Source organism: Mycobacterium sp. AZCC_0083, from assembly GCF_014202335.1.
Classification (GTDB): Bacteria; Actinomycetota; Actinomycetes; order Mycobacteriales; family Mycobacteriaceae; genus Mycobacterium.
In genome coordinates, this window is record NZ_JACHGP010000005.1 from 296,912 (window position 1) to 317,099 (window position 20,188).

Consider the following 20,188-nt stretch of genomic DNA (forward strand, 5'->3'; position numbering starts at 1 on the left):
CGGCCGCTGAACCCGGCACAGCCACTTCGGCCGCCGGACAATGAGGGGCATGTGCCACGCGTACTCCCAGATTCAGTTCGGTCGGTGGGCGGTCGCTGATGCGTCCCGAACACGGGGTGCACGCCGGTTATCCCGGCCAGAGTGTCCGCTTCGCTGGAGGCGCCTAGGGTTGCTGTGACCAATACCCCATGAAACCACCGCGCCTGTAGTGTGCGTCAGCCCCCGAGGGGGTAATCTCGCTCCCCCGAACGGGGTGAAGAATGGGCCAAAGTAATTGACGTTCACGCTGGTCCATGCGGCGGTGACTGCTTCTGGGAGACCGCGCCGAGAGCCAAGGCCACCAAATGCCATCATGCCATCAGGAATGGTTGAAATCCCTCAAGACCATCGACCGACAGGTGCCCAAGGACCTTCACATTCTCCTGATCCTGGATGATTGCGCCACTCATAGGCACGAAGACTTCCGCAGCTGGCTCGAGAAACATCCCCGGTTCCACCTGCACTTCACCCCGACCTCCTCGTCGTGGCTCAATCTCGTCGAACGCTGGTTCCGGGAGCTGACAGATAAAGCGCTGCGACGCGGCGTCTTCCACTCGGTGCCCGACCTGATCGCCTCCATCCAGGAATACATCGACACCCACAACGACGGCCCCAAGCCGTACGTGTGGACCGCCACCGCCGAGTCCATCCTCGCCAAAGTTGCGCGTGGACGGATCGCACTCGAAAACGTCGGCCGATTGCGGGGCACACCACTAGCGTCGGCCGCGAGCACCTTTGGCGAGGTGGAGAAACGATGTTCGCCAATGACTTTCGCGACCACGAATCTCGCCTTGTACCCCAGCCATGCCAGGCTGCCCGCGTAGACGTGAAGGTGCCCACCCCGACCTGTCAGCTAGGCAGCCCAAGACTCGAGTATCCGTTGCCACCCAGTGCTCCGCCCGCGTACACGCGATGACTGGGCTCCGGAGTTAGAAGCCCAACATTTGCAATCGGTTCGGCGACGCCGCCGACCGCGACAGGGGCACTCGCCAGCCGATGGACGATCGCCACTACGCGCCGGCGCCAGTGGCAAACCAGAAGCCGAGGATCATCGCCGCCACGGCCACGGGCCACGCCTCGAAGGCGACGCGCACGGGGATGGGTGCGTCGCGCAGTTCCATGAAATCGAGCACCACATACCTGACCTTCAGCGCGGCGATGAGGAAGATCCCGACCACCGCGACCGCGGGGCTGAGCAGATCCTTGGACAGCCCCCACGTCGTCACACATGTGGCCACCATCAGGCCTAGCCACACCCATGTGACCCGCTCGCGCAACACCGACATCAGACTGCTCTCAGTAGGTAGAGCAAGGGAAAGATCATAATCCACAGCAGATCGACCAAGTGCCAATAGGAGGCCACGCATTCCGGCGTCACCCTGTTGGAGCTGCCGTAGGTGCCGCGCCGAGACTTGATCCACAGATACGTCAGCAGGCTGGTGCCAATTACGACGTGTAGCAGGTGGATTCCGGTCAACGTGAAGTACCACATGAAGAACTCATTGGTCGCCGGCGTGATGCCGTCGTCGAATTTCTCGAAATACTCAACGGACTTGGACACCATGAACATCAGACCGGTGAGGACGGCGCCGAGCAGATAGCGGGGCACTCGGTCGACGAGGTCGCGCTTGAGGGCCTGGATCGCAAGGGCTACCGACCAGGAACTGGTCAGCAAAATCAACGTGTCGATGCCACCCAAATTGATGTTGAGCGTGTGGCGAGACGCCTCGAAGACGGCCGGGTTGTGGAGCCGCTCTGACATGAAGTTGCCGAACAGCAACGCGAAGATGACGGCGTCCGCGCCGATGAAGACCCAGACGCCATCCACACCGGGAAGGCGCCTGGGCTTCACGCAGTCGGCGGTAGCGACCTCCACGAGGCTAGGCGTTGACACGCCCTGCGGCCTCGTCCTCGGCCTTCAGCCGGGGGATGGCCTTGATGATGAAGAAGGACAGGCTCGGGATCCAGATGAACCAGGTGAAGAACGCGATCCAGAAGCTGATCACGCCGTTGAACGCCAGCGGCCCGGTGGTGACGAACGGGATCGCACTCACCGCGAAGAACGACGCGAACGTGACCCAGCCCCACCAACTGACGGCGTCCGGGACCAGCTTCTTCTCCCGCCTGTCACGCATGCACACGATGCTGATGGCGACGATCTGGAACGACGTGACGAAGTACGCCAAATCGAACATGAGCCAGCCAAACCAGTAGAGCATGTGCATGATTTCCGGGCTGAGGTTGTTTACCTCGTGTGCGGCGGTCAGCCAGATCGCCATGGTCACCATGACGGGCGCACAGGTGATCGTGCCGCCCATCATCTCGAGCTTGGACAACACCCCGCCAGGACCCTCGATGCGTTCCATCACCCGGGCGACCGCCACGCTAAACGACATGTAGAAGGCGGTCATGGTGAGGCAGATGCTCAAGGCAATCATCAGCGGAAGCCTGAGCTCCTGAAAGTGCGCCTTGACCTCGTCCGGCGTCGCGCTGGCCGGGAACGGCGGCATGTTGTGGGCGAGGATCCCCCAGAGAACGAAGACTGCGAACAGGAAAACCGGGCCGGTCCACGCCAAGATCTTCCACGTTCTGTAGTCGGTCGGATACGGCGACAGGTCACGCCCGGGCTTAGTCGCCGCGGCCGAGCCGGAGTCGATGTTTGTTGCCATCGGACGGGCTCCTTAGTTGATGAAGGTACCAATCAATCCTCGCCGACGCGGGGACACCTGACTTCCCCCGAACGGGTACTATTCGGCCCCCACATCGGGGTGTGGCTTCGGGACTGCGACTTTCCATGTCTTAAAACCCCGCACCGTGGACCTCGTGTCCGGGCTTCTCGGCGGCCAGGCCGCGGTAGGCGTCGTCGACGGTGGTGCCGTGGTTGATGACACCGTCGACCTCGCGCGCGATCGGCATGGAAACTCCGTACTCGTTGCCGAACTCCATGATCACGCTGGCGGCCTTGACGCCTTCGGCGACCTGATTCATCGACGCGATGATCTCGTCGATTGGCTTGCCCGCGCCGAGCTGCTCACCGACGTAACGGTTGCGGCTGCGCTGGCTCGTGCACGTGACGATCAGATCGCCCATCCCTGCCAGACCCGCGAACGTGTCGCGGTGCCCGCCCAGGGCCTCGCCAAGCTTGGACATCTCCCGCACCGCGCGCGACATCACCATCGCGCGGGTGTTCTCCCCGATGCCGATCGAGTAACCCATCCCGACGGCGATCGCGTACACGTTCTTCAGCGCACCGGCCATCTCCACCCCGACGACATCGTCGGTGGTATAGGTGCGAAATCGCTTGGTGCGGAACAACTGTCCGAGATTGGCGGCCAACTTCGTGTCGGGCATCGCGAGCACCGCCGCGGCGGCAAAGCCCTCGGCCACCTCACGCGCGATGTTCGGCCCGGCCAGAATGCCGGCCGGGTGGCCGGGCAGCACCTCGTCGACGATCTGGCTCATCCGGTAGTTCGTGCCCTGCTCGAGACCCTTGACCAGCGACACGACCGGCACCCAGGGGCGCAGCTCCTTGGCGAGTTCCGTCAACACCCCGCGGAATCCGTGCGAGGGCACACCCATCACGATGACGTCGGCGGTGTCGGCGGCCTCGGAGAAATCGGTGGTAGCCATCAACGTGGGAGACAGCTCGACGTCGTTGCCGAGATAGCGCGAGTTGCGATGGTTCTCGTTGATGTCGGCGGCGGTTTCCTCGGAGCGCACCCACTGCAGCGTCGGCCCGCGCCGTGCGCAGATGGACGCCACGGTGGTACCCCAGGAGCCGCCACCGAGAACAACGACATTGGGTTCACGTTGCGCAGGCGCTCGACGCGTCCTTGCATCCACTACGGCACCCGCCCAACTTCGAAGACACCGCCATCCTCGGCGACATGACTGTCGATGGCGTCCCCCGGAAGAGCGCTTTGTGCTCTCCCCTTTGGGTCACGCCCCGGAAATCTCACCCATGGCTGTGGATACCAGGTCGTCGGCCTGACCCGTCACTGAAAGCACCGTCTGCCACAGATAACCGTTGGTATCGACCTTCTTCCGGGACGAGACCGCCAAGGGAATCGGTACATGGGTCAATCGGCGTCGCCAGGAACCAATGACCGTGTCCGTCTTGCCCACCATGCCAGCGTGAACGGCCGCGTGACCCAACCGGAGGCAGAAGTTACTGTCCCTGGCGTTGGCGGGCAAACTGCGGATCATGTAGCTCGGATCGATGTACTTGACGTTGACCGGTGTTCCACGAGCGCGAAATAATTCCCTGAGCTCGTCTCGTAGGAATGCGCCAATGTCGCCGTGGCGTCGATTCCCAGAAGCGTCCCACTCCGCTACTTCGGAAAGCAGGCTTTGTCCTGCCCCCTCTGCCACCACGACCACCACGAAACCATCTCGTTTGATGCGCTGTTCGGCGGCTCGGACGACCCCATCGATGCTGAACTCAACTTCCGGGATGAGGCACAAGCCCACCTGGGTATCCGCCAGCGCGGCGAAGCTGGCGATGAACCCCGAATCGCGGCCCATCAGTTTCACCAGACCGATGCCGGACCGATAGCACGACGCCTCCACATATGCCGCGCGCGTCGCTTGCCGCGCCGCCTCGACGGCGGTGTCGAAACCGAAACTCATATCGATGAACGAGATATCGTTGTCGATCGTCTTCGGTACGCCGACGACGGCGATGTCCAGTCCCCTTCGCCGTGTCTCCTCGACGACCGAGTGCGCACCGCGCAGCGTTCCGTCGCCACCGATGGTGAAGAGAAGCTGAATTCCCAAGCGCTCGAGCGTGTCAACCATTTCATCGACCGGTTGCGGACCGCGGGATGAGCCCAGCACCGTCCCACCGACTTCGTGGATCTGACCTACTCTGCGGGTCGTCAATTCGATCGGTGCCAGTGCGGTCCGCTCGACGAGACCCTCGTAACCGAACCGGAAGCCGTAGACCGTGGGGACGCCATACTTTTCGTGCAGGCAATAGACGATGGAACGGACGACATCGTTCAAGCCGGGGCAGAGCCCGCCACACGTGACGATCCCACACCTCAGGCTGGCGGGATCGAAGTAGATCCTCTCCCGCGGCCCCGCCAGCTCCAGGGCAGGCGGGTCGACGCCGGCAAGCAGCTGCGCGCGCAGATCGTCGATGTCGGTGCGGAACAAGAGTCGTTTCGATGAATCCATGAAGCGGATTGCGCGGAACGGGGAGACGATCTTGCATTCGCCAAGAGCGTCGGTTTCGAAATCTGGCTGCACTGATGTCATCTCGCGTGTGCCCCCTTATCCTTGGCGGGGGTTGGGACCGGCCCGGGCACCGGACGACTCGTGGGGCGGCGGCTCGCCGCAGCCACATTGACATTTGGGAACCTCGTCACTTCTAAGACATCGCCATCCTCGTCGGCACGGCCGCCGCCGGCTTCCCCCGGAAGAGCGCATTGTGCTCTCCCCTTCGGGTCACACCCCGGACATGCCGCCGGACGCGATCGCCGAGGTCGCAGCTATTCGCCCACGGCAGGCTCGTTGAACACAATCGCGTCGCGCTCATCCGATTCGGCCAGTGCGTCGGCGTAGCCGTGCACGTGCCTACGCATGCGCCGGCCGGCAGCCGCGGTGTCGCGCTCGCGAATCGCAGACGTGATCCCCCGGTGTGCCTTGGTTGTGATCGCGCGAACCGCGGTGTCAACGAAGGCTTCGTCCTCGGTGCCGGCATAGATCGCCTGTGATAGCGCGATCATGACGCCCATCAACAGCTCGTTGTGACTGGCCAACGCAACACCCACATGCCAGTCCAGGTTGGCCTGCAAGAACTGCTCGAGGTCGGCCTTGGGGTCGGCGATCGCCTCGTTGGCCCGGTCTAGTTCGGCGAGGTCTTCGTCGGTGCGGTTGCGGGCGGCAAGTTCGGCGCAGAACGGTTCCAGAGCCTCCCGGGTCTCCATCAGGTCGACCAGTTTGATGCGTCTACCGCGGATGAGCATGGTCACGGAGCTGGCCATCGACTTGGTGGTGGGCCTCTGAACGAACGCGCCGCCGGCACGCCCCGCCTTGACTCGAACGAGGTTCTGCACCTCGAGGATGCGTAGCGCTTCGCGCACGGTGGCACGGCTCATCTGTGTCTGTTTGACCAGCTCGCGTTCCGCCGGCAGTGGGGCACCCTCGGGAAGTTCGCCGTTGAGAATCCGCTCGCGCAGCTCGCCGGCGAGCACGTCGGACGCCTTGGGGACGTCGACGGGGCTCAACCTGAGGTCGGATCGCGAGGGTGTGGTCACGGCGTCCGCTACTTCCATCGCATGCCCCTAATGAATTATGGTCAGACCTAAGATACCATTTATTTAGTTGGACCGTTAACATGTCCAGTCTGACCACGGTCGATAGGCGGCAGGAGAAACGCTGATGCGCTGGGAACTTTCCGACGAGCAGGAGCTCTTCACCGCGTCGTTGCGCGAGTGGTTGGACGAACGCGCCGACTCGGCGGCGGTCCGCAGTTGGCTGGACACCGGCGATCCCGCCGGGTTCGAACGGCTCTTCGTCGGCGAGGGCTGGGCCGGGGTCGGATTCGACGAGGACCTCGGTGGCCAGGGCGGCGGCCTGCTCGAACTGGCGCTGACAGCGCGCGAGTTGGGGCGCGCGGCAGCGCCTTCGGCCAGCTGGCTGCAGTCGGCGATCGTCGCGCCGGCGTTGGTTGACGAGCCGGCGTTGATGTGCGCGGCAACGGAGTCCGGCGACGTGACCGCGTTGGCGGTCCGGGCGGACCGCATCCCAGCCGCGGCGCCTTCGGTGAAGAACTCCGCCGACCGACTGAGCGGACGGATCCCGTGTGTGCTCGGCGCAGCTCGGGCGCAGCGATTGCTGGTGCCCGTCCACCACGTCGACGCGACGTCGCTTTGGCTGGTGGACAGCGCGGCCGGGGGCGTGGGGGTTAACCCCCGGCCGCTGCTGGATCGCTCGCGCGACGTCGCCGACATCACCCTCGATGACGTCCCGGCACGCCGACTCGACATCGATGCCACCGTATCGCTGGGCGATATCGCCACCAGGGCAGCTGTTCTGGTCGCCGCCGACGCACTGGGTGCATCCGAACGGATGCTGCAACTGGCTGTCGACTACAGCAAGCAGCGCCATCAGTTCGGGCGGCCGATCGGCTCGTTCCAGGCGGTCAAACATGCTGCTGCACAGATGCTGGTCACCGTGGAGGCGTCGTTGACCATCGTCTGTTACGCGGCACAATCGGCCGAGGAGGGCCTGCCCGATCGCGCAACTCACGCGGCCGTGGCGAAGGCACAGGTGACGGGCAGTAGCGCCGAGCTCGCCGACAGCGCGCTCACGTTGCACGGCGCGATCGGCTACACCTGGGAGCACGATCTGCAGCTGTTCTACAAGCGGGCCAAGCTCGACCGCGTGCTCTTCGGCACGCCGACGGCGTGGAACGAGCGCATCGCCGAGGCTCTGCCGCTACTCCCCGTCACGGCCTGACCAGCGGCCGGGCGAACTGCGCCAGGCGGACTTCCATTTTGGTCTGTCCATTAGTATAATTCGAACTTAGGTTAACTATTCAAGGTTCGTGGAGCGGAGATCAATGTGGACTTCGAGTTGAACGAGGATCAGCAGACGATCCGCGCCGCGGTCGCTGAACTGGCAAGCAAGTTCGACGATCACTACTGGATGACCAAGGATCAGGCTCACGAGTTTCCGACGGAGTTCTACGACACGTTCGCGGAGGGCGGCTGGCTCGGCATCACCACGCCGGAGGAATACGGGGGCCACGGGTTCGGCATCACCGAGGCCTCGATCCTGCTGGAGGAAGTTGCGGCCAGCGGCGGCGGGATGAACGCTGCCAGCTCGATGCACCTGTCGATATTTGGCATGCATCCGGTGATCGTGCACGGGTCCGAAGAACTCAAGGCCCGCACGCTGCCCCGCATCGTGACCGGTGACCTGCACGTCTGCTTCGGCGTCACCGAGCCCGGCGCCGGACTGGATACCACCAAGATCACCACCTTCGCCCGCCGCGAGGGTGATCGCTACATCGTCAATGGCCGCAAGGTGTGGATCTCCAAGGCAGTGGAATCGGAGAAGGTTCTGCTGCTGACCCGCACCACGAAGTTCGAGGACGTCGCCCGCAAGACCGATGGGCTCACCCTGTTCCTCACCGACCTGGATCGCAGCAAGGTCGACATCAAGCCCATCGCCAAGATGGGCCGAAACGCAGTGACCTCGAATGAACTGTTCATCGACGGTCTGGAGATTCCCGTCGAGGACCGCGTCGGCGAGGAAGGCGAGGGTTTCCGCTACATTCTCGACGGCCTGAACCCCGAGCGCTGCCTGGTCGCCGCCGAGGCGCTGGGCATAGGCCGCGCCGCGCTGCGTACGGCGGTGCGCTACGGCAACGAGCGTGAGGTGTTCGGCCGGCCGATCGGAATGAACCAGGGACTGCAATTTCCACTGGCCGACTCGTTGGCCCGCCTGGACGCTGCTGAGCTGGTGCTGCGCAAGGCCACCTGGCTCTACGACAACGGCAAACCCTGTGCGCGCGAGGCCAATACGGCCAAGTACCTGTGTGCCGACGCGTCCTTCGACGCGGCCGACCGCGCCTTGCAGACCCACGGCGGCATGGGGTACTCGGAGGAGTATCACGTGGCGCGGTACTTCCGCGAGGCCAGGCTGACGCGCATCGCCCCGATCAGCCAGGAAATGGTGCTCAACTACCTGGGGCAGCACGTCCTGGGTCTGCCGAGGAGCTACTGATGACCCAGGACCGTGACGTCTTCCGGCTCGACGGGCGCTCGGCGCTGGTGACCGGTGCGGGCGGCGGCGTCGGTGAGGCGATCGCCCGCGCCTTCTCCGCGGCGGGGGCAGCTGTGCTGGTGACCGACGTCGACAAGGACGCCGCGGTGGCCGTCGCGGAATCCATCACCGCCGCCGGCGGCACCGCGCAGCCATTCGTCCTCGACGTGCGCGACTCGGCGGCGGCGACCGAAGCCACCGCAGCGGCGGCCGACCTGGGCGGCGGCGCATTGCACATCCTGGTCAACAATGCCGGCGCCATCGCGCCGGCCATGTTCGAGGACATGTCGGAGGAGAACTTTCGCCGCGTCGTCGACATCCACCTCGTGGGCAGCTTCGTGTGCAGCCAGGCGGCGCTGGCACACCTGCCGACCGACGGCACCGGGCGCATCATCAACGTCACGTCCGCGGCAGGGCTCACCGGGACCATCGGCCAGGCCAACTACGGGGCCGCCAAGGCCGGCATCGTCGGCCTGACGAAATCGCTGGCGCGCGAGCTGGCGCGCAAATCCATCACCGTCAACGCCGTGGCGCCGCTGGCGGCCACGGCGATGACCGAGAACATCCGCAACAACGAGAAGTTGGCCGCCAAGACCCTGGCCCGGATCCCGTTGGGACGCTGGGCCTTCCCGGACGAGGTCGCACCGACGTTTGTCTTCTTGGCCTCGGACGCCGCGTCCTACATCACCGGACAGGTGCTGCCGGTCGACGGCGGGACGGTAATCTGATGAGCCACAACGTGACCGGACCATTCGCCTCGACAGGCCGCGATGTCTACATCGCCGAAGCCGTTCGCACCCCGACCGGCAAATCACATCCCGAGCGGGGGTGGTACCGCGACATCCATCCCAACGCGATGCTGGCCGCCTGTTACAGCGAGCTGATCGCGCGCAGCGGGGTCGAGCCCGCAGCGGTCGAAGATCTGGTGATCGGCTGCACGGCCCCGTTCGGTGAACAGTCCCGCAACATCGCCCGCAATGCCTGGCTGCAGGCAGGGTATCCGCCCGAGGTACCGGCCACCACGCTGGACCGGCGCTGTGGCTCGGCACAGACCGCGGTGGAAATGGCTGCGGCACTGGTGGCCTCGGGCACTCACGACGTCGTGATCGCCGGCGGCGTGGAGCACATGGGCCACATCCCCATTGACTCGCCCGGCAAGATCGCCGAACTGTACGGCGATCCCTGGCCCGCCGAGCTGCGCGACCAGTACGGCTTCGTGCACCAGGGCGAAAGCGCCGAGCTGATCGCCGACCGCTGGCAGCTGGGCCGCGAGGAGATTGATGCCTTCGCCGCGCGGTCGCACCACAACGCCGCCAAGGCCATCGCCGACGGCCGGTTCGACGCCGAGATGGTGCCATTGGCTCTCGACGGCCAGCTCCGCCACGCCGATCAATGCGTGCGCCCGGAGACCACCGTGGAAACATTGGCCAACCTGAAGCCGGCGTTCCGCAAGGAGGGCGGGCGAATCACCGCCGGGTCGTCCTCGCCCATCAGCGATGGAGCCGCCGCGGTGCTGCTGTGCTCCGGGAGCGCCGCCCGCCGGTTCGGATTGCGAGTCCGCGCCCGCGTCGTCGACCAGACCACCGTTGGTGTCGACCCGGTCATCATGCTGACCGGGCCGATCCCTGCGACCCAGAAGTTGTTGCAGCGCAACAACCTGACCATCGACGACATCGACCTCTTCGAGGTCAATGAGGCGTTCTCCTCGGTGGTGCTGGCCTGGCAGCGTGAGCTGAATCCCGACGTCGACCGCGTGAACGTCAATGGCGGAGCCATCGCGCTGGGCCACGCAGTCGGCGCCACCGGCGCCAGGCTGATCGCCACCCTGGTCGCCGAGCTCGAACGTCGCGAAGCCGACCTCGGCCTGGTAACCATGTGCTGCGGGGGCGGATTGGGCACCGGCACACTCATCCAGCGGGTGCCGACGACGTGATCGACTTCGGCACGTTCTTGGCGCGTGGCGACGGCGTCTGGTGGGGCCAGGCGGCCGCCGAACCACGTCCACTGGTCGACGCACTGATCGCGCAGAGCGCCAAGATCGGCCCCATCCGGACGTTCACCGGGCTCAGCTGGAACGACCAGCTCGCCGTCACCATGCCCGCTCGAATGTCGATGGTGTCCTACGGCGGGCTCGGCGAGCTGCGTGAGCTGAGCCGGTTGCGCCGCCTCGAAGTCATTCCGTGCCATTACTCGGCACTGCCCCGGATGTTCGCCGAGCACCGGCTGCCCTGCGACGTCGGCCTGGTGCAGGTATCGCCGCCCGACGCCGAGGGGATGTGCTCGCTGGGCGTCGGCGTCGACTACGTGGCCGACGCGATTCCGCACACTCCGGTGCTGATCGCCGAGATGAACGCCCAGATGCCGGCTACCAGGGGAACCCCGCGGATACCCGTCGATCGGTTTGCCGCCACCATCGCCACCGACCGCGCGCTTCCAGAGGATGCGCTGCGGGCGCCCGGCGCGGCCGAGCGCGTCATCGCCACCCAGATCGCCGAACTCGTCGACGATGGCGACACCCTGCAACTCGGCGTCGGGTCGATGGGCACGGCGGTGATCGACGCCCTGACCCGGCACGAGGATCTGGGCTTCCACACCGGAATGATCACCGATGGCCTGCTCCGCCTGATCGACAAGGGCGTGGTCACCGGCAGGCGCAAGGAGATCGACACCGGCCAGGTCGTCGTGGGCACCGCGCTGGGATCGGCCGATCTATACAGACGCGCCGGCGATCTGCCGGTGCTGTTCCTGCCGACCAGCTATACCCATGCGCCGCAGGTGCTTTCGCGTCTGCGCTCACTCATTTCGATCAACTTCGCCGTCGAGGTCGATGTCAGCGGCCAAGTGGGCGCCGAGGTCAGCCGCGGCGTGTATGTCGGTGCCGTCGGCGGCCAGGTCGACTTCGCCAGGGCCGCAGCGCTGACCGGCAAACGATCGATCTTCGCGCTGCGGGCGACCTCGCGGGGCGCCTCGACGATCAAGACCACGCTCGAGGGTGGGGTGGTCACCACCACGCGTTCCGACGTCGACGCCGTCGTCACCGAGTACGGCGTCGCGCACCTGCGCGGCTGCAGCATCGATGAGCGAGCACGCAGGCTGACCGCGATCGCAGCCCCCGAGTTCCGCGAACAGCTCGATCGCGAAAGGAGCACATTGTGAACGGATTGCCCGCACACGTCGACATCCGCGAGGTGGGGCCGCGCGACGGCTTCCAGAACGAACCCGAAACCATCGCCACCGCCGACAAGATCGATCTGATCAACCGGTTGGCCCGCACCGGCCTGCGACGAATCGAGGTGGCCAGTTTCGTGCGCCCCGACGTCATCCCGCAGCTTTCCGACGGCATCGAGGTGCTTCGCGGCATCGATGTGCCCGACGACGTCTCGCTGATGGTGCTGGTGCCAAACAGCAAGGGCCTCGACAACGCACTCAAGGTGCGCGAAACCTTCTCCGAGGTAGCGATCTTCGTCAGTGCGTCGGAGACACACAACACGAAGAACGTGAATCGGACCATCGCCGAGTCCATGGCCGACAACGAGATCATCGCGAAACGCATCGTCGCGGAAGACCTGCGCTGCGCCGCCGTCATCGCCACCTCGTACGGATGCCCCTTCGAGGGCAGAGTGTCGATGAACCGGGTGCTCGACATCGCCGAGCAGTTCGCCGCGGCGGGCGCCACCGAAGTCGGGTTCGGTGACACCACCGGCATGGCCAACCCCGCCTATGTCGGTGAGTTCTTCGCCGCCGCCATCGAACGGCTGCCCGGGGTCGAGGTCACCGCCCACTTCCACAACACCCGCGGCCAGGGACTGACCAACGCATACGCGGCACTGCAGGTCGGCTGCACCAGCTTCGAGTCCAGCTTCGGCGAACTCGGCGGCTGCCCGGTACCAGCCGGATCCACCGGAAACATCGCCTCGGAGGATCTGATCAGCATGTTCGAGGAGATGGGCGTTTCCACCGGGGTGTCGCTCCCGGCGATGATCGACGCCGCCCGCGCCGCTCAGCAAGTACTCGGACGCAAACTGACGAGTCACTCCATCGTCGCAGGTCCGATCGACTGGGAACCGACGACAGACGCTCCGTCCTGCCGGTAGACATACAACCAACACATCGCGAGGAGATACAACATGAGCAACCGCGTCGCATTCGTCACCGGCGGAGCCCAAGGCATCGGCCAGGGCATCTCGGAAACCCTGGGCGCCAGCGGGTTTCGCGTCGCTGTAGCCGACCTCAACCTGGAGGCGGCAGAAGCCACCGCCAAGCGCATCGCCGCCGCCGGTGGCGAGGCCATCGCGGTCCACGTCGATGTAACGGACACCGAATCGGTGCGCAGCGCGGTCACGACCGTCGTCGCCGAACTGGGGGACATCGAGATCGTCGTGAACAATGCCGGCTGGGACGACTTCATGCCATTCCTGAAGACCTCAGAGGACTTCTGGGACAAGATCCTTGACATCAACTTCAAGGGCGCGCTACGCGTCATCCACGCGGTCGTGCCCGGCATGGTGGAGCGCGGATTCGGACGGGTGATCAACATCGGTTCGGACGCCGGCCGCGTCGGCTCGTCCCTGGAAGCGGTCTACTCCGGCGCCAAGGGCGGCATCATCGCGTTCACGAAGACCCTCGCCCGTGAGGTGGCGACCAAGGGAGTCACCGCAAACACGGTCTGCCCCGGCCCCACCGATACCCCTGCGCTGCGCAAGTTCGCCGATCGCTCGGGCGAAGACGCCGACAAGGTGATCGGCGGAATGACCCGCTCGGTGCCGATGAAGCGCTTGGCCGAGCCGGCGGACATCGCCGCCGCGGTCGCCTTCTTCGCGTCCGACGCTGCGGGGTACATCACCGGTCAGACGCTGTCCGTCAGCGGTGGCCTCACCATGGCGTGACCGTCACCGTCGCACACTAAACTAGGAGGTACATCAACGATGTTGTCCCACAACGGTTCACCGGTAACCTGGCACGCCGAGGAATCAATTGTCGAGATCACGCTCGACCGCCCGCCGGCCAACGCGTTGGGGCTGCCGATCATCGAGGGCCTGCACGCGGGACTCGATGCCGCCGACTCACTGCCCGCTAAGGCGATTGTGGTGTCCTCCGCGCTTGACAGCTTTTTCGCTGCCGGTGCCGACATCAAGCACATGTCCTCGGTCGACGCCGCATCGTTCGCCGAATACGGGGACAAACTGCGTGCGGCGGTGGAACGCCTCGCCGCCCACCCCGCGATGTCGGTAGCCGCCATCGACGGGCTGGCACTGGGAGGCGGACTGGAACTGGCGATGGCGTGCACACTGCGCGTCGCCGGCGCGGGCTCACGAATGGGCCTGCCCGAGGTCAACCTCGGCCTGATTCCCGGTGCGGGTGGCACGCAGCGACTGCCCCGCTTGGTCGGTCGCGGACGGGCGCTGGACATCATGCTCACCGGGAGACACGTCGACGCGGAGGAAGCGCTGCGCATCGGGCTCGTCGACCGACTCGTGCCTGCGGGTACGGCCACCACCGCGGCGCGTGAACTTGCCCACGAACTCTGCCGACCCTCGTCGCCCGCGCAGCGCGCGGTCGTACGGACGGTGGACGCGGCGTTCGACCGACCGCTGGCGGACGGCCTGCGGTATGAGGTCGACCAGATCCAAGAGCTGTTCGAGCGGGGCGAGGCGGTCGAGGGCATCCGCGCCTTCATCGACAAGCGCGCTCCCGAATTCGTCTGATCAGAAAGACCTTTCGATGAACTTCACACCACGCGTTGGCGGCCCGGTGCCGACGTCTTACGGTATCAACGCATTCGGCTGCGGCAGCGGGCGGAAGCGGTTCGACACCATGACGGAACTGGCCCGCGAGGCCGAGGCGGCTGGCTGCGCTGCGGTGTGGACGAGCGAGCTCTACAGCCGCTCGGCGACGATACCGATGGCGGTGCTGGCCGCGACGACGAGTCGGGTGCTGATCGGGTCGAACATCGCCTACGGCGTGGGGCGATCGCCGTTGATCTGGGCGGCCGAGGCAAGGGATCTCGACGAACTGTCGGGCGGACGGCTGATCCTCGGCCTCGGCAACGGCACGCCGAAGATGATGGAGAGCTGGCACGGCGTCAGCGGGGAGGCCCCCGCGGCCCGGATGGCCGAGCTGGTCACCGTGCTGCGCAAGCTATGGCGGCTGCACGAGGGGCCAGTGCACCACGACGGCCGGTTCTACACCATGCACGTCGCACCCGGCGGCGAAGTGTCCCCACCGCTGCGCGCCCACCTGCCGATCTGGATCGCCGGGGTCAACCCGGTGATGATCCGCACGGCCGGCCGCGTGGCCGACGGGCTCATCGGGCATCCAATGTTCAGCACCGACTACGTCGAGCAGGTGGTGCGCCCGGAACTCTCCGCGGGTGCAAACAAGGCAGGGCGCCACGTCGAGCAGATCGCCGTCACGGGCATCCGGATCTGCTCGATCGATGACGACGAGGAAGCGGCCCGACGGAACGCGGCATTCGCGATCGGGCAGTACGCCGCCTCGCGGGTCTATGACCGGCTCTTCGCCCTACACGGCTGGTCCGCCGCCCAGGAACGAATCCGCGAGGCCGCGCGGGACCGCGACGCCGCTGCGCTCGTCAGGGCGGTACCCGAGGCGGCCGTCGACGCGATCGCCATCGCATGCACCCCGGGAGACTTTCCCACCCGGCTCCTGGCGGCCTCGCAGGGATTCGATCACGTCGACGCGATCGCGCCGCCCTGGGGACTGTCCGACGAGCAGACGCTGCACGGCACCAGGCAGATCCTGGCCGGAATTCGTGATCTGCTGGGCCGCCCGTCGGCCTCGACCGCGAGCGGCAATATCGAACGATCGGAGTTCGTTTCATGATTGATCTCGAACGGCGCTATGAGACATTGCTTCTCGCTTCGCCCGCGGACGGCGTGGTCCAGGTGACGCTGAACCGGCCCAGTCGTCTCAACGCGATGACGGTGACGATGTTCGACGAACTGGAATCAGTCTCGCGGGCGATCGGTGACGACCATGACATCCGGGTATTGATCTTGACCGGTGCGGGCAGAGCGTTCTGTGCGGGCTACGACCTCGACGAAGCCAAGGAGCTCCCGACTCTGTCCGCGCTGGGCATGCTGGACCGGCAGGAACGCGCCGCCCGCGCTCTCAGCGCCGTGCGAGCGGTCCCGGTTCCCGTGATCGCCGCAGTCAACGGACCGGCCGCCGGCGGCGGCATGTCGCTGACACTGATGGCCGACATCCGGCTCGGATCACCTGCGGCGAAGTTCAACGCCGCGTTCGTCCGCATCGGGCTGTCCGCAGGCGATTTGGGCGCATCCTGGCTGCTGCCACGACTGATCGGTCCGTCGGCCGCTGCCGAGATCGGTTTCACCGGACGGATCGTGGACGCCGAGGAGGCCGAGAGGCTCGGTCTGCTCAACCGGGTCACCGGCCCGGACGACTTGCTGGACCAGTCATTGGCGATGGCGCGTCAAATCAGTGCCAACTCCCCCGGTGGCATCCGATTATCCAAGCGTGCACTGCAGGCCAACATGGAAATCGCCTCCTTCGCGGCGGCGCTGGAGCTCGAGAACCGCGGACAGGCGCTGCTGACGCGATGTGACGACATGACCGAGGCGTTAGAGGCGTTCAAGGCCAAGCGCGCACCGAACTTCTCCGGGCGGTGAGCATGAGCACCGCCTCAACCCGCTGGAATCGGGTGTCACGCCGCCCGTTGCCCGACGTGCTCGACGAGCTACGTACGGCGCGCACCCTGACATTCGACGAACATGATCCCGGCGTCGTGGTGATGGCGGTCAACCGACCCGATCGGGCGAACTCCCAGACCGTCGAGATGTTCGGTGAGATCGCCTGGGCCGCCGCGACCTTGCGTAACGCGCCGCTGCGGGCACTCATCGTGACCGGCGCGGGCGGCAAGGCGTTCTGCACCGGCTTCGACCTTGACGAGGTCGAGATCATCACCACGCTATCGGTTTCCGACTTCACCGACCTGGTGGAGACCGCGGCGGCCGGTTCCACCGGCATACGCGCACTGCCGTACCCGGTGATCGCCGCCGTCAGTGGACCCGCGGCCGGCGGCGGGCTGTCGCTGGCGCTGGCCGCCGACATCCGGATCGCCGACCAGACCGCGAGTTTCAGCGCGGGCTTCGTTCGCGTCGGGTTGTCCATCGGTGAACTCGGCACGTCGTGGAACTTGGTCCGGCTGATCGGTCCGGGCCGGGCGTCGGAGCTGGCGTTCACCGGACGGACCGTTCGAGCCGCCGAGGCATTCCGGATGGGGCTGGCCGACCGGCTCACCGAGACGGGCACCGCGCTTGACGCGGCACTCGAGCTGACCGTAACCATCGCCGACAATTCGGACGACGGCGTGAGGTCCACGAAGAACGCGTTTGTCCGCAATATGGAGATCAACTCCTTCCATTCTGCGTTGGAGCTGGAAAACCGCGGCCAGGCGCTGGCGGTACAGGTACCGACGACCGGTCGCGCACTGACGGATCTCCTTGGCGAGGCGCGATGACCGCGGCAGGAAAGCTCGACGCCGGGCTGCGGCCCACCGATGACCTGCGGCACCGACCCGTCGCCGGCGAGCGAACCCGCGACAGCCTGTTCTGGCAGCTGACCATGCCAGAGGAACAACTCAGCGTGCAGGTCTACCTCTACCTCACCGGCAGGGGGACGGCCGGCTACAACGTCTGCGTCTGGGGCCCGGACGAGCGACCACTGGCTATGCACCAGCACCGCGGGAAGATAGCTGACCATACGGACCTGGACGAGTTCGCGTTCGAGGGGCTGACCCTCACTCAGCCGCAATTGCGCAAATCCTGCCTGATGACCTACGACCGCGATGGCGTGCGAATCGAGTTCGCCTTCAACGGCATTCACGAAGCGTTCAGCTATCACAGCAATCCGGACGGCCTGCCGTCGTGGTTCGCGACGAACCGGATCGAGCAAACCGGGCGGGTGCGCGGCGGGATCGAGGTCGCCGGCCGCCACATCCTGTGGGACCGCATGGGTCATCGCGATCACTCCTGGGGAGTACGCGACTGGGGGGTACCGCAACATTGGAAGTGGTTCGTCGCCTACACCGAATCGGGCAGGGCGATCAATGGATGGATCTGGATCGCGAAGGGCGAATGGGGTTTCGCCGGGTACGTGGTGCGCGACGGGGTGACATATCCGATTCGGCACATCGACCAGCACACCGAATACGGTGAACAGATGCGCCAGCGTCGGCTCCTGGCGACCCTGACCGACGTCACCGGCGCCAGGACCGAACTCGAACTCGACGTCTTCGGGGTAATCGAATTGCCCACCCATGACCGATTGCAAACGGTGATCCGCGAAGGTGCCTGCCGCGCGGCCATCGACGGCGAACAGGGTGCAGGACAGTTCGAAACCCACTGGCAAGGAAGCTATCTGGACTATCTGTCGGCGCAGGGCCCCTGATGTGGACCTGGTCTGGCGACCAGTTGGAGCAGCTGGGCCGCTTCCTGGCCGAACGAGGCCTCTGCGGCCCGACGGTGACCGCCGCTGCGATCGGTGACGGCCATTCCAACCTGACGTTCTTGGTATCGGACGGCCAGTCACGTGTCGTGGTGCGGCGACCACCGCCTCCCCCGCTGCCACCCGGTGCGCATGACGTGCTGCGGGAGGCGCAACTGCTGGCCGCGCTGGCCGCCACCGACGTCCCAGCTCCCCGAGTGTTGGCGACCGCAGCCGCCGACGAGTTGCTCGACGTTCCCGTGTTCGTGATGGACTTCGTCGACGGGGCTGTCATCACCGAATCAACGCCGGCGCCACCTGACGACGAACAACTACGACGGCGAATCGCCGAATCACTGGTGGACACCCTCGCCGCGCTGCACGGGGTGCGATGGCGTGAGGTCGGCCTCGGCGACTTCGGCAGGCCCGACGGGTTCAACGCTCGGCAGCTACGCCGAATGCGGTCACTGATCGCAGTCGACGGAGAAGTGCCGAAAGAGTTTGCTTCGCTGGACGATTGGCTGCATGCACACTTGCCGCCCGATTCCGCGACATCGATCGTTCACAACGACTTTCGCATCGGCAACGTGATCGTCGACATCGGAGCCGGGCGCATCGCCGCAGTGCTCGACTGGGAACTCGCCACCATCGGCGATCCGCTCGCCGACGTGGGGTATCTGCTGGCGTCGTACCCGGCCCGGGGTGAGCCGCTGGTTCCGACCTCCGCGATGGGCACCGCAGTGCTCGAGCCCGGCTATCCGGGCAGGGTGGAGCTGCTCGACCGCTATGCCGACGGCACCGGGGCCGATGTGTCCGGGGTGAATTGGTATGCCACGCTGGCGATGTACAAGCTCGCCGCACTCTACGAGTACAGCCGCCGGCGGTTCGAGGGCGAGATCGGCGACCCCTACTATGCGGATCCGGAGTTGGTGCCATCGTTCCTGGCTGCCGGCGAGCGGCTGGCCTGCGACGCGTAGAACCGGCGACTACACCGATCGCTGTGCCTTGGCAGACTCGGACGCGGCTTTGCTCCGCTCACGAGCTTCGGCCCAGTCTTGATCGGTCATCGCGGTGAGGCCGGCGAAGGTGTTCGGCCCGGCCAGCCGCTGGCCGCCGTCCATCGCGATGGTCTCACCGGTCAGGTAGTCGCAGGCATCCGAGAACGCGAAGATGGTGAGGTTGGCGAGCTCCTCGATGGTTCCGGAGCGGCCGAGTGGGATCTGGTCCTCCTGCGTGGCGCCGACTGAACTCTTGTCCGTCGGATTGAGCATCTCCCATGCGTACTCGGTCGGAATGGGCCCGGGTGCAAGGGCATTCACCCGGATGCCGTATCGCCCCCACTCCACCGCCAACGACATCGTCATCGCGTGCACCGCCGCCTTGGCCATGGCCGACGGGACCACGAATGCCGACCCGGACCAAACCCACGTGGTGAGGTTCGACAGCACCGCGCCGGGAAGACCGGCGGCGATCCAACGCTTGCCCACGGCAACCGTGGTGTTGAACGACCCGGTCATCACGGTCGACGTCACCGCTTCGAAGGCACGCTGGCTGAGGCTGGCGGTCGGGGCGATGAAGTTTGCCGCGGCGTTGTTGAGCAGCCCGGTGAGCGGCCCGTGCCGTTCCCAGATCTCGGCAACCGCGGCGTCGACCGCCGACGAATCCCGCACGTCGACGGCTCGATAGTGCGCCGCTCCTTCCCGACCGACCGAGGCCTCTTCGGCGGCCGCGGCCAGCACAGCTTCGCGGCGCCCCCACAGGTGCACTTCGGCCCCGTACTTGACCAGTCGCGCCGCCACTCCCCGGCCGAGACCGGTTCCGCCGCCGGTGATCAGGATCCGCTTGTCCGACAACAGGTCGGGTGCGAAGATGTCGCGCGTCGTTGCGCCCATGGCCGTACTTCCTT

The 20,188-nt window shown here is 65.9% G+C and carries 20 protein-coding genes and 1 pseudogene; 14 read left to right on the plus strand and 7 right to left on the minus strand.

Annotated elements, in window-relative coordinates; translation table 11 throughout:
• Nucleotides 1-356 precede the first annotated feature (356 nt).
• Nucleotides 357-731: pseudogene (locus tag HNP02_RS14555) on the plus strand (transposase); the annotation flags it as partial.
• Nucleotides 732-1,049: 318 nt separating this feature from the next.
• Here the strand turns inward: HNP02_RS14555 and HNP02_RS14560 are convergent.
• The 6 genes from HNP02_RS14560 to HNP02_RS14585 all read right to left on the minus strand — a co-directional run bounded on the left by HNP02_RS14560 (nucleotide 1,050) and on the right by HNP02_RS14585 (nucleotide 6,317).
• Complete coding sequence (locus tag HNP02_RS14560) at nucleotides 1,050-1,325, minus strand: cytochrome C oxidase subunit IV family protein (RefSeq protein ID WP_184439491.1); 276 nt, start codon at nucleotides 1,323-1,325, stop codon at nucleotides 1,050-1,052.
• Nucleotides 1,325-1,891: a cytochrome c oxidase subunit 3 family protein gene (locus HNP02_RS14565; RefSeq protein WP_184439493.1), complete on the minus strand. Its 567-nt coding sequence runs from the start codon at nucleotides 1,889-1,891 to the stop codon at nucleotides 1,325-1,327. Before HNP02_RS14565 ends, HNP02_RS14560 begins: the two co-directional genes overlap by 1 nt.
• Before the next feature lie 28 nt (nucleotides 1,892-1,919).
• Complete coding sequence (locus HNP02_RS14570; RefSeq protein ID WP_184439495.1) at nucleotides 1,920-2,708, minus strand: hypothetical protein; 789 nt, start codon at nucleotides 2,706-2,708, stop codon at nucleotides 1,920-1,922.
• Nucleotides 2,709-2,838: 130 nt separating this feature from the next.
• Complete coding sequence (locus HNP02_RS14575; RefSeq protein ID WP_184439497.1) at nucleotides 2,839-3,882, minus strand: NAD(P)H-dependent glycerol-3-phosphate dehydrogenase; 1,044 nt, start codon at nucleotides 3,880-3,882, stop codon at nucleotides 2,839-2,841.
• Between the two features lie 96 nt (nucleotides 3,883-3,978).
• Nucleotides 3,979-5,298, minus strand: a complete 1,320-nt coding sequence (locus HNP02_RS14580; protein WP_184439499.1) for an ATP-dependent 6-phosphofructokinase — start codon at nucleotides 5,296-5,298, stop codon at nucleotides 3,979-3,981.
• A 233-nt stretch (nucleotides 5,299-5,531) separates the two neighbouring features.
• Nucleotides 5,532-6,317, minus strand: a complete 786-nt coding sequence (locus tag HNP02_RS14585) for a FadR/GntR family transcriptional regulator (protein ID WP_184439500.1) — start codon at nucleotides 6,315-6,317, stop codon at nucleotides 5,532-5,534.
• A gap of 106 nt (nucleotides 6,318-6,423) precedes the next feature.
• On the opposite strand from HNP02_RS14585, the gene HNP02_RS14590 reads away from it, so the two are divergent.
• The 13 genes from HNP02_RS14590 (at nucleotide 6,424) to HNP02_RS14650 (ending at nucleotide 19,259) form a co-directional block, all read left to right on the plus strand.
• On the plus strand, nucleotides 6,424-7,503 hold the full coding sequence (locus tag HNP02_RS14590) for an acyl-CoA dehydrogenase family protein (RefSeq protein ID WP_184439502.1): 1,080 nt from the start codon (nucleotides 6,424-6,426) through the stop codon (nucleotides 7,501-7,503).
• 105 nt (nucleotides 7,504-7,608) lie between these two features.
• Nucleotides 7,609-8,775, plus strand: a complete 1,167-nt coding sequence (locus HNP02_RS14595) for an acyl-CoA dehydrogenase family protein (protein WP_184439504.1) — start codon at nucleotides 7,609-7,611, stop codon at nucleotides 8,773-8,775.
• Nucleotides 8,775-9,542 (plus strand): SDR family NAD(P)-dependent oxidoreductase, encoded by a 768-nt coding sequence (locus HNP02_RS14600; RefSeq protein ID WP_184439506.1) that lies wholly within the window; start codon nucleotides 8,775-8,777, stop codon nucleotides 9,540-9,542. Before HNP02_RS14595 ends, HNP02_RS14600 begins: the two co-directional genes overlap by 1 nt.
• A complete protein-coding gene (locus HNP02_RS14605; RefSeq protein WP_184439508.1) occupies nucleotides 9,542-10,747 on the plus strand; it encodes a thiolase family protein in 1,206 nt (401 codons plus the stop codon). The genes HNP02_RS14600 and HNP02_RS14605 overlap by 1 nt, the downstream gene beginning before the upstream one ends.
• A complete protein-coding gene (locus HNP02_RS14610; protein WP_184439510.1) occupies nucleotides 10,744-11,970 on the plus strand; it encodes an acetyl-CoA hydrolase/transferase family protein in 1,227 nt (408 codons plus the stop codon). The genes HNP02_RS14605 and HNP02_RS14610 overlap by 4 nt, the downstream gene beginning before the upstream one ends.
• Nucleotides 11,967-12,908, plus strand: a complete 942-nt coding sequence (locus HNP02_RS14615) for a hydroxymethylglutaryl-CoA lyase (protein ID WP_184439512.1) — start codon at nucleotides 11,967-11,969, stop codon at nucleotides 12,906-12,908. Before HNP02_RS14610 ends, HNP02_RS14615 begins: the two co-directional genes overlap by 4 nt.
• 33 nt (nucleotides 12,909-12,941) lie before the next feature.
• A complete protein-coding gene (locus HNP02_RS14620) occupies nucleotides 12,942-13,700 on the plus strand; it encodes an SDR family NAD(P)-dependent oxidoreductase (RefSeq protein WP_184439514.1) in 759 nt (252 codons plus the stop codon).
• A gap of 42 nt (nucleotides 13,701-13,742) precedes the next feature.
• Nucleotides 13,743-14,519, plus strand: a complete 777-nt coding sequence (locus tag HNP02_RS14625) for an enoyl-CoA hydratase/isomerase family protein (protein ID WP_375373673.1) — start codon at nucleotides 13,743-13,745, stop codon at nucleotides 14,517-14,519.
• A 16-nt stretch (nucleotides 14,520-14,535) separates the two neighbouring features.
• Nucleotides 14,536-15,657, plus strand: a complete 1,122-nt coding sequence (locus HNP02_RS14630) for an LLM class flavin-dependent oxidoreductase (protein ID WP_184439518.1) — start codon at nucleotides 14,536-14,538, stop codon at nucleotides 15,655-15,657.
• Nucleotides 15,654-16,466, plus strand: coding sequence for an enoyl-CoA hydratase/isomerase family protein (locus HNP02_RS14635; RefSeq protein ID WP_184439519.1), 813 nt, complete (start codon nucleotides 15,654-15,656; stop codon nucleotides 16,464-16,466). The genes HNP02_RS14630 and HNP02_RS14635 overlap by 4 nt, the downstream gene beginning before the upstream one ends.
• A gap of 2 nt (nucleotides 16,467-16,468) precedes the next feature.
• A complete protein-coding gene (locus tag HNP02_RS14640; protein WP_184439521.1) occupies nucleotides 16,469-17,317 on the plus strand; it encodes an enoyl-CoA hydratase/isomerase family protein in 849 nt (282 codons plus the stop codon).
• Nucleotides 17,314-18,246, plus strand: a complete 933-nt coding sequence (locus HNP02_RS14645; protein ID WP_184439523.1) for a hypothetical protein — start codon at nucleotides 17,314-17,316, stop codon at nucleotides 18,244-18,246. The genes HNP02_RS14640 and HNP02_RS14645 overlap by 4 nt, the downstream gene beginning before the upstream one ends.
• Entirely contained in the window at nucleotides 18,243-19,259 is a 1,017-nt protein-coding gene (locus HNP02_RS14650; protein WP_375373674.1) for a phosphotransferase family protein, read from the plus strand. Before HNP02_RS14645 ends, HNP02_RS14650 begins: the two co-directional genes overlap by 4 nt.
• A 9-nt stretch (nucleotides 19,260-19,268) precedes the next feature.
• On the opposite strand, the gene HNP02_RS14655 is transcribed toward HNP02_RS14650, so the two are convergent.
• Complete coding sequence (locus HNP02_RS14655) at nucleotides 19,269-20,174, minus strand: SDR family oxidoreductase (protein WP_184439527.1); 906 nt, start codon at nucleotides 20,172-20,174, stop codon at nucleotides 19,269-19,271.
• Nucleotides 20,175-20,188 lie beyond the last annotated feature (14 nt).